Origin of the sequence: Bacillus sp. TL12 (assembly GCF_022625245.1) — a bacterium.
GTDB lineage: Bacteria > Bacillota > Bacilli > Bacillales > Bacillaceae_G > Bacillus_A.
The window spans coordinates 23,679-33,081 of sequence record NZ_JAJJBY010000041.1; the positions used below are offsets into that span (position 1 = coordinate 23,679).

The 9,403-nt window shown below is 35.6% G+C and carries 4 protein-coding genes and 1 pseudogene; 2 read left to right on the forward strand and 3 right to left on the reverse strand.

The window, feature by feature from the left end; genetic code table 11:
• Window positions 1-4,557 (reverse strand): non-ribosomal peptide synthetase, encoded by a 4,557-nt coding sequence (locus LOK41_RS24190; RefSeq protein WP_241818640.1) that lies wholly within the window; start codon window positions 4,555-4,557, stop codon window positions 1-3.
• 14 nt (window positions 4,558-4,571) lie between these two features.
• Window positions 4,572-5,825: an MFS transporter gene (locus LOK41_RS24195; protein WP_241818641.1), complete on the reverse strand. Its 1,254-nt coding sequence runs from the start codon at window positions 5,823-5,825 to the stop codon at window positions 4,572-4,574.
• 140 nt (window positions 5,826-5,965) lie between these two features.
• Between LOK41_RS24195 and LOK41_RS24200 the strand changes: the two are divergent.
• Both LOK41_RS24200 and LOK41_RS24205 read left to right on the forward strand, forming a co-directional pair.
• Window positions 5,966-6,280, forward strand: a pseudogene (locus LOK41_RS24200) (site-specific integrase); the annotation flags it as partial.
• A 469-nt stretch (window positions 6,281-6,749) separates the two neighbouring features.
• Window positions 6,750-7,436, forward strand: coding sequence for an IS6 family transposase (locus tag LOK41_RS24205; protein ID WP_241818642.1), 687 nt, complete (start codon window positions 6,750-6,752; stop codon window positions 7,434-7,436).
• Between the two features lie 488 nt (window positions 7,437-7,924).
• Here LOK41_RS24205 and LOK41_RS24210 read toward each other — a convergent pair whose 3' ends face one another.
• A complete protein-coding gene (locus LOK41_RS24210; RefSeq protein WP_241818643.1) occupies window positions 7,925-9,136 on the reverse strand; it encodes an aminotransferase class I/II-fold pyridoxal phosphate-dependent enzyme in 1,212 nt (403 codons plus the stop codon).
• Window positions 9,137-9,403: the final 267 nt, after the last annotated feature.

Genomic DNA, 9,403 nt, shown 5'->3' on the forward strand with positions numbered 1-9,403 from the left:
TTACACCCTCTTCTTTGTTAATTTAAGTAATACTTTGCTCAAGCTTTCTTCCGTAAGATCCTCCGCATCAGCAAAATCTGATACTGTAAAAGCAGACTCTGTTGTTGGTTTATTTATAAGTTGACGAAGATGCCTCAACATACCATCTGCTATCGCTTGAATTTTCAACCTAGAAAACTGTTCTCTACTATACATCCAAACAAAATGTAACTTCTCATCTTTTACCATACCGATAACATCAATTAGATGCGATGGTTTGGAACCTGGAGCATGATCTAAAAATGTAAACCCTGTCTCTTGCATAAACAAAGATTCCTTTGAAAACACTTGATCAAATTGGCCCAAATAATTAAAGCTTATTGAAGGCTTTTGCTGATAAAACGGAAGTAATTCTTTTTTCAAGTAACGTAAAATACCATAATCAACTCCGCGATTCGGAATTTGACGCAATTGATCTTTTACAGCCTTTAGTCCTTCAATAGGTGTTTTAATTCCTTTAAAATTCAGATGAACAGGATAAATACTCGTGAACCAGCCCACTGTCCGTGATAGATCAATATCTTTAATCATCTCTTCTCTCCCGTGTCCTTCTAGATGAATAGAAACCGCTTGCTGATTCGTAACATCGACGATAGCTTGTCCTAATGCCGCCAATAGTACCTCATTAATCCTTGTCTTATGAGTCACTGGAACTTCTTGTAACAATGCATGTGTTTCTTCTACTCCTAAAGTCCTCGTCACTTGATCGATCGATTCTTCTGTTGTGTCCTGTATTGGGTAGTCCATTGGAATTTTCATCGTTTCTTTTTCTACCCATTCATTCCAATAATCTTGTACTTCTTTTGAAATACCCGAATCACTGTATGCCTGCAGTCGTTCCGCCCACTCTTTAAAAGATGTACTTTTCGCAGGTAAGCGAACTCCTTGACCTTGTTTCCTCTGGTTATATACCGCCTGTAAATCTTCCAATAGAATTCTCCAAGATACTCCATCTACTACTAAATGATGAATCACCCAGAATAGTCGATCATTTCCAGTCAAGGTATCCTCGAAGTAAACTACTCTCATTAACGGACCTGTAACTAAATTGAAACTAGCTTGAGTAATGTTCATCTCTTCTTGTATTACTTTATTCCACGCTTGTTCATTAGCTGTGTCCCGTTTTACCACATGAAGTACAGACCGCTCATCAGTCCCTTCATTTCTCTGCATCCACGTTCCATTTGGTAACTGTTCGTACCGGAAACGTAAAGCATCATGATGTTTGAGTAAATTTAATATTGCTCCCTCTAGTAACTTCACGTCCAATCTCTCTTTTACTCTTAAAAGCATCGATTGATTCCAATGCTCCGGACGTGGATGTTCTTGCTCGAAGAACCAGTACTGAATTGGAGTAAGAGGCACATCTCCTGTCACAATTCCCTGCTCCGCTTGTACTCCCTGCGTTTCTATAGCCACTTGTGCCAACTCGGCAATGGTTGGGCATTCAAACATTTGCTTTGGAGTAAGTTTTAATCCCACTTGACTTGCTTGAGATATGATTTGAATACTGAGAATCGAGTCGCCACCAATTTCAAAGAAATTATCATAGATTCCCACCCTTTTAACACCTAATACTTGCTTCCAGATGGTAGCCAGTATCTTCTCGTTATTATTCCGAGGAGCTACAGATTCACTGTTAATCTCCTTTTCCTCCGGCATAGGTAAGGCCCCACGATCAACTTTACCGTTAGCAGTTAGTGGAATGGCTTCCATCGTCACAAATCCTGAAGGGACCATATAGCTCGGTAGTTTCGCTTTAAGATACTCTCTCCACGCACCTACATTTCCATCTCCTACAACATATGCTACTAATCGTTTATCACCCGGTTGATCTTCTCTAACAATTACAACAGCCTCTTTTATAGATGCATATGCATTTAAAGTAGACTCAATCTCCCCAATCTCAATTCGGAAACCACGTATTTTAACCTGATGATCAATTCTTCCACGATAGTCCAGATTCCCATCTGGTAAATACCTCGCTAAGTCTCCTGCCCGATATAATCTTGCTTTCGGATCACTACTAAATGGATGAGGTATAAAGCGCTCTGCAGTTAATTCAGGTCTATTTAAATACCCACGTGCAAGCCCTGCCCCACCAATATAAAGCTCACCATCTACACCTATAGGTACCGGTTGTTGATAAGCGTCTAGTATATACACTTCTAAATCTGGAATCCGCTTTCCAATATTACTTCTTGAAGCATGCTGCACATCATCTTGAGTAATTGGATAATATGTAACATGAACTGTAGTTTCTGTAATTCCATACATATTAATTAACTGTGGTTCTTTGTCCCCATACATTTGAAACCATGGTAACAAACTAATAGGTTCTAACGCTTCTCCGCCAAATATCACATAACGCAGCTGCAAGTTTTTATTCTTATCTTCTTGTTCACACACTTGTATTAATTGTCGAAACGCGGAAGGTGTCTGATTTAGAACTGTGACTTCTTCCTCTATCAATAATTGATAAAAATCCTTAGGCGACCGACTAATCCAGTATGGAACAACAACCAATTTCCCACCATATAATAATGCTCCCCAAATTTCCCATACTGAGAAATCAAATGCATAAGAATGAAAAAGAGTCCAAGTATCTTTTTCATTAAACTGATACCAACAATCCGTCGATTTAAATAAACGAATGACATTGTGATGCTCTATCATAACGCCCTTTGGATTCCCTGTTGATCCCGAAGTATAGATTACGTAAGCTAAGTTTTGGGAACTTACATCGGAAACCGGCAAGGTCTTACTTTCTTGTTCAATCTTATCTCTTTCACGATCCAGGCAAATCGATGTAATATTTTCTGGTAACCATTTCAATTGTTTTAAACCTTCTTGCGTTACGAATAATTGAATGCTAGCATCCTCTAAAATATATTGAAGTCGCTGCTCTGGATATGTTGGATCAAGTGGGACATAAGCTCCACCAGCCTTCAAAATCCCTAAAATACCTACAATCATTTCTAAAGAACGTTCAACGCACAGTCCAACTAAAGTATCAGGTCCTACTCCTTTTTTCTGCAGATAATGAGCTAACTGATTTGCACGTTCATTTAGCTCCCTATAAGTAACTTTTCCTCTTTCATACGTAACTGCAATAGCATTTGGACAAATCATCGCTTGCTGTTCGAACAATTCATGAATAGTTACTTGAGGTGGAAAATCAAGCTTAGGATTATTAAACTCTACTAAACTTTTTCTTTTATCTTCATCAGAAATGATTTCGATTCCAGCTACCTTCTGCTTTGGGTTTTCAAAAGTGTTTTCTATTATCGCTAACATAACGTTAAAAAAACGTTTTATCTCTTCTTTAGAAAATAGCTCCTCACGATAATCAATATGTACATGTAAAGAGTCTATATCAATTAAATTTTCAATATGCACTGCAAAATCTTGTACCTCTTCACGGTTTGGAATCCATAGTGAGTCACCACTTTCATCACGATTTCTATAATCAATCGTAGTTCCGAAAAGTCTCACATTTCTGTTATTCTCTTGATTAATCTGCTTTAATAACAAATCAAATGGATATTTCTGATGTCTTAATGATTTACTTTGTTTTCTGGACACCCTACCAATAAATGAAAGCACTTCTTCTTCTGGATCAATATCCATTCTTAAAGGAACTGTACTCACCATCATTCCAATCAATTCTCGTTCCATTTTAGTCATGCGGTTGCCGTAAGCCATTCCTAATGCAATATCAAGCGATGAGGTCCACCGATACATGGACAACGAGAAAGCAGCAACAAAAAGGGTATATAAACTAAATTTATAATCTTCTGAAAATTTATCTAACTTTCTCTTCAAATGCTCCGATAATATAAACGTCTCGCGTGATGCTTTGGTACTAACTTTGTACGTATTATAGGGCTTCAATCCGGTCACAGATGGAAGTGTTTTAAATTCCTCTAACCAGAATTTTTGATCTTTTTGAAAGCGACTACTATTCAAGTATGTTTGTTCATTGGCCAGAAATTGAACATATGAATTTTTAATTTCGCCTTCCTCAGTCTCGTTATGCATTTCATAATAATATTTTGCAATCTGACTGGTAAATATTTGGATTGATAAACCATCCATGATAATATGATGAACATTCCCAAAGACTGCACATTCATTATCGTTTAATTTTATTAAAGCGAAATAATATAAATTTGAATTAAATAATGTAAACGTTTCTTTTGTTTTCTGCTCAATCCATTCCTCAAGCAAATCTGAATCCTCCACAGAACTGAAATCGAAAAACTCAAATTCTTGTTCTTCATGTTTAATAAAATATTGTTTAGGTTCCTGATGCCCATTTTCTTTTAATCTGATGCACAGACCGTCATTTTCACTGATAACACGATTCACAACTTGGTTTAATTTTGAATAATTCATTTTTCGATGAAGTTTAAATAAGAATCTTAAATTACATATTCCTTTATCAAAATGAATAACTTCTGTATACCATATTCTTCGCTGCGGGTGACTTAATGGATAACATTCCTCATTGGTCATAAAAAATCTTCCCTTCAAAAATTATTTACTCTTATAGGTTCGTGTTTATGTTTAGCCCAAAAATATTTCTGCAGTGAAACTCCAATTACTCCAATGATGATAAGCCCAATCCCGCCATAAACATAGAGTTGAGTTACTCCAAACAAATGCACTAATGGGCCACTCATAGCAGGAGAAATAATTAGAACTGCGTTTGTTAAACTGCTTTGTATACCAAATACTCTTCCTACTTGATCTTGATCGGATTCTATTTGTAAAATAACTTGATTAGATACAAGCATCAATCCACTTCCAATCCCAGCGATAAAACTAATCAAATAGGCCAAAACGAAGACCGTACCGGGCGTTATCAGGCCAATCCCTCCAAAACCAATTCCCATTAAAACCATACCCCCACATACTACCCAACCATATTGAAATTGTTTTAATTTTTGAGTTAGTAATGCACCAAGTATTCCCCCAAGACCAATAATAGAAATGATATATCCCATTTTACTTTTATCATGTGGAAATAAGCTCTTAAATAAAGTAGGGAACTGCGAGTCTACTAATTGTAATACTGCCATAGCTATTGTAACGAAAATCATAGTTGATAATATTATCCGATTAGATAATACATAACCCCACCCTTGTAACCAAGCGGTCCAAGTGCTTTGCTTTTGCTTTTCAACAAGTTCTTTTGATAGAGATTCTTTGAATTTTATGGTGGGTATCAGAACTAAAGTAGCTAGTAAACAACTTATCGCTCTTATAATGAGGCAGAACTCTGGCTGAAACCAGCTCAGTAACATGCCTCCTATAAGTGGACCTACTATCTTGGTTCCCTGCTCAACTATGCCGTTGATGCTTACTGCTTTAGTAAGCAAATCAGGGGACACAATCTGTCTTGTTAGTGTTTGCTGTGCAGGATAATAGAAAACAATAAAAATAGAACGAATCATTAATGCCACTAAAAGCCAGTGGATATTTTGTACAAATAAAAGAGCAATTGTTATTAGACCAACCATAAGATTACAAAACATCATAATTGGAATTTTTCTAAAACGATCAGCAATAACACCTGCCCATGAACCAAAGATAATTCCGGGAAGTGCATATGCAACAGGAATCAATCCAATCATGGTAGGGTCTACTTCCCATTCAAATCCAACAATAGTCATAATGGCTAACATATCAATAAACACACCAAGCATAAGCAGTGAATAGGCAGAGAAAACTTGTAAATAAATTGTATTTCCCCATAGGCTTTTTGAGTCAGTAGTTTTCATAAACACAAGCTCCTTAGGTTACTAATTTAGACGCTTTTGCGTATAAGGTACCCCTTTATTAAACCTAATTTATCATTCTAAATATTTCACGTAGAATTTAATATTTTTTAAAAAATCTAACTAATTACAATTTTTCTTTCATTGGAAATAAAGATGATGGGACTATATTTCAAACAAAGAACCATACTGCTTATAGAGAGAATTACTTGTCACAATATATTTCTAAAATCATTAAGGATACCAAGTTACCCTTTACAGAGAATATACGAATTACCCCTCACTTCTTTAGACATTTTTATGTACAGTACTTATATGATTATAAGGGACTAGCACCTCATGTAATCGCAGCTGCAGTTGGTCATAAAAATGATCGGACTACGAAAGAGAATTATTTGAAACAACGATTAACGAAAGATAATGATGCTGGCAATCTAATTTTGGAAGATGAATTTTAACGATTTTATTAGGTATTAAATTACTTCAATACTATTGTTTTTAATTATGTAATTTTTATATAACTAAAATCAGTTTATAGTCTATTTGTTTCGGTTTATTCTTATAAGTATAAAGATTCATTAGTTCTTCGCCAAGTTTCCCTAAAAATTTTCGTGTTTATAGGGAAGCGTGGCGAAGATTTTGAAATCCTGCGGATTTGAAAAATATAATAGCATGAAAAAGAGACAACTTTAGGATATGCCTAACCGAAATTCATCTTCCACTTTCACTGGCGCACCTTCACGTTTAAAAGTGGAAGACTACTTTCGGATAGAAGTTAAGACGTTATAATAGCAGCACATCTTTAATTTATAATCAATACTACAGAATCTAATCAAAAAGATACAAAATTTTACAAAAAAATGGTTCTGTTGCAAAATTTTCTACATGAAGCTACACTCTAGAAAACAGGATTTAGGAGAATCAGACATGAGATTTTTTAAAGGAAAACAATTCAAGAAAGATATTATTTTAGTAGCTGTCGGCTACTACTGCCGTTTTTCTTTAAGCTATCGTGATGTATCTGAAATCTTGAAAGAGCGTGGTGTTTCGGTTCACCCAACAACCATCATGCGCTGGGTTCATGAATATGGAAACCTTATCTATCAAATTTGGAAGAAGAAAAATAAAAACGTTCCATTATCTTGGAAACTAGATGAAACCTATATAAAAGTCAAAGGAAAATGGTGTTATTTATATCGTGCAATTGATAAAGACGGGCACACATTGGATATTCAACTTCGTAAAAAACGGGATCATCAGGCTGCCTATGCCTTTATGAAAAGATTGGTCAAAACGTTTGGAGAACCAGCGGTTCTCACTACAGACAAAGCACCAGCATTACTTTGCGCATTTAACAAATTAAGAGAACAAGGCTTTTATATAAATACAATTCATTGTACAATCAAGCATTTGAACAATCTCATTGAACAGGACCATAGGCATGTGAAGCGACGTTTTTCCAAATCCGCAGGATTTCAAAATCTTCGCCACGCTTCCCGTACCTTGAAAGGCATCGAAACCATTCATGCTTTATATAAACGAAACCGAAGTCTTGGCTCAGACTTCGGTTTTTCGACGTACAATGAATTACAGGAGCTACTAACAACCGCATAAAATGTACAACTTTTTGTTGGCACCACTTAACCTTAACAAAACTTCGCAACAGAACCAATGAACATATAAAAGCTTTAGATGTTAAGGTCAATAAATTTGAAGACAAACTAAATTTTTTTAATACCCCGCAAAACATAAATGAATCAGAAAAAGTTGCAGATTTACTTGATTACATAGGAGACATTTAAATTTATATATCACAAGCTAATTCTTTTATAACCTGTCTTCTTTCTCAAAAACCTAAAGATCAACATGCTATAACATTAAAAGGAAAAATAACAACAATACATACTCGTTTTGAATCTGCATTGAAAAAGCTCAGTTTTTTTCACTCTTAAGTTGATGGGCATGGGCTTTTTCCACCAAAAAAAGAAAAAAAACGATTCATCCCCCACCTTCACATCGTTTAGAGGAGGAGGATGAATCGGTTATATGATAAAACTTCCCCGAATTGTTAGTACGATAAGGAATGTACAATAATTGTTGCTTTAGTTCCTAGATAACACACCTGATTCATTATCAATTATGTTAAATTCACGACCAACCCTCTCGAAAATGTTTAGGATTTCGTCAATTTGCTCATCTGTGTGTGTAGCCATAAATGATGTGCGAAGCAGTTCACTTCCTTCTGGAACCGCTGGAGTAATTACAGGATTAGTAAATAAACCATTATCCATTAAACCCTGCCAATATGAAAATGTTTTTACTGTATCACCTATAATAATCGGGATGATTGGCGTTTCTGTTTCCCCTATATTGAAGCCTAACCTTGTCAATTCCCCACATACTTTTTTAGTGATTTGGAACAATCTTTCACGTCTTTCTGGTTCATTTTCTATAATATCTACTGCTTTTATTGTTGCAGCAACACTTGAAGGAGTCATACTAGCACTAAAAATCATACTTCTTCCGTTATGCTGAATAAAATCTATAATATCCTCATCGCCGACAACAAATCCTCCTAAACTACCAAAAGATTTACTGAATGTACCTGTGATAAGATCGATATCGGATTCCACACCCAAATGCTCACATGTACCACGGCCATTTTCCCCAAGTATTCCGATTCCATGAGCGTCATCAACTAATAAGCGAGCGCCGTATTTCTTTTTCAATTGAACAATTTCCTTAAGCTTTGCTAAATCCCCCTCCATACTGAACACGCCATCTACAATAATTAGTTTCCCGACATTATCTGGGCAACTTTTAAGTTGTTTTTCAAGGTCTTCCATATCGTTATGATGGAAACGTTTCATTTTTCCAAAACCTAAACGTATACCATCCATAATTGAAGCGTGTACTGTACGATCAATAATTGCGATATCGTTACGTCCTAATAGAGGGGCAATCGCACCTAAATTCGTCTGAAATCCTGTTGAAAACACTAACGCTCTATCTCTTTTTAAAAAATTGGCTAAACGTGATTCTAATTCTTTGTGAATAGATAATGTTCCATTTAGAAGTCTTGAACCAGATGAAGAGGTACCATACCTCGTAGCCGCTGCCACAGCAGCTTCTATTAAACGTGGTTCGGTAGATAATCCTAAATAATCATTAGAACCTGCCATCAATAACCTTTTAGAATTCACAACTACTTCTGTTCCGAATTTATCTTGTATATTTTGAAAATAGGGGTACATATCATTTGCACGTAATCCCTTGATAAAATCGTAATCATAACACTTTTTAAATATGTCCATTGTTATCCCTCGTTTATGCTTACTATCATATATTTTTAATTAAAACTGCCATTTTCAATTAAAAGTGTTTAAACTAAGTTGCTTGGCTTGTTATTTTATAAAGAATTGTTATGTTCTGCCTTTTGAGGTTTGCTCCTCATTAATCTTAATGAAATGCTGTAACACACCAAAAGGGCACTTAAAATATAAAGAGCGATTGATACATTAAACATATCTGCGAAAAAGCCACCGAATATTGGACCAATCATCATTCCGACAGAATACGCT

Bases quoted from the DNA above. Each gene is read 5' to 3' on its own strand.
- LOK41_RS24190 (WP_241818640.1), bottom strand. From the start codon at position 4,557: ATGACCAATGAGGAATGTTATCCATTAAGTCACCCGCAGCGAAGAATA.
- LOK41_RS24195 (WP_241818641.1), bottom strand. From the start codon at position 5,825: ATGAAAACTACTGACTCAAAAAGCCTATGGGGAAATACAATTTATTTA.
- LOK41_RS24205 (WP_241818642.1), top strand. From the start codon at position 6,750: ATGAGATTTTTTAAAGGAAAACAATTCAAGAAAGATATTATTTTAGTA.
- LOK41_RS24210 (WP_241818643.1), bottom strand. From the start codon at position 9,136: ATGGACATATTTAAAAAGTGTTATGATTACGATTTTATCAAGGGATTA.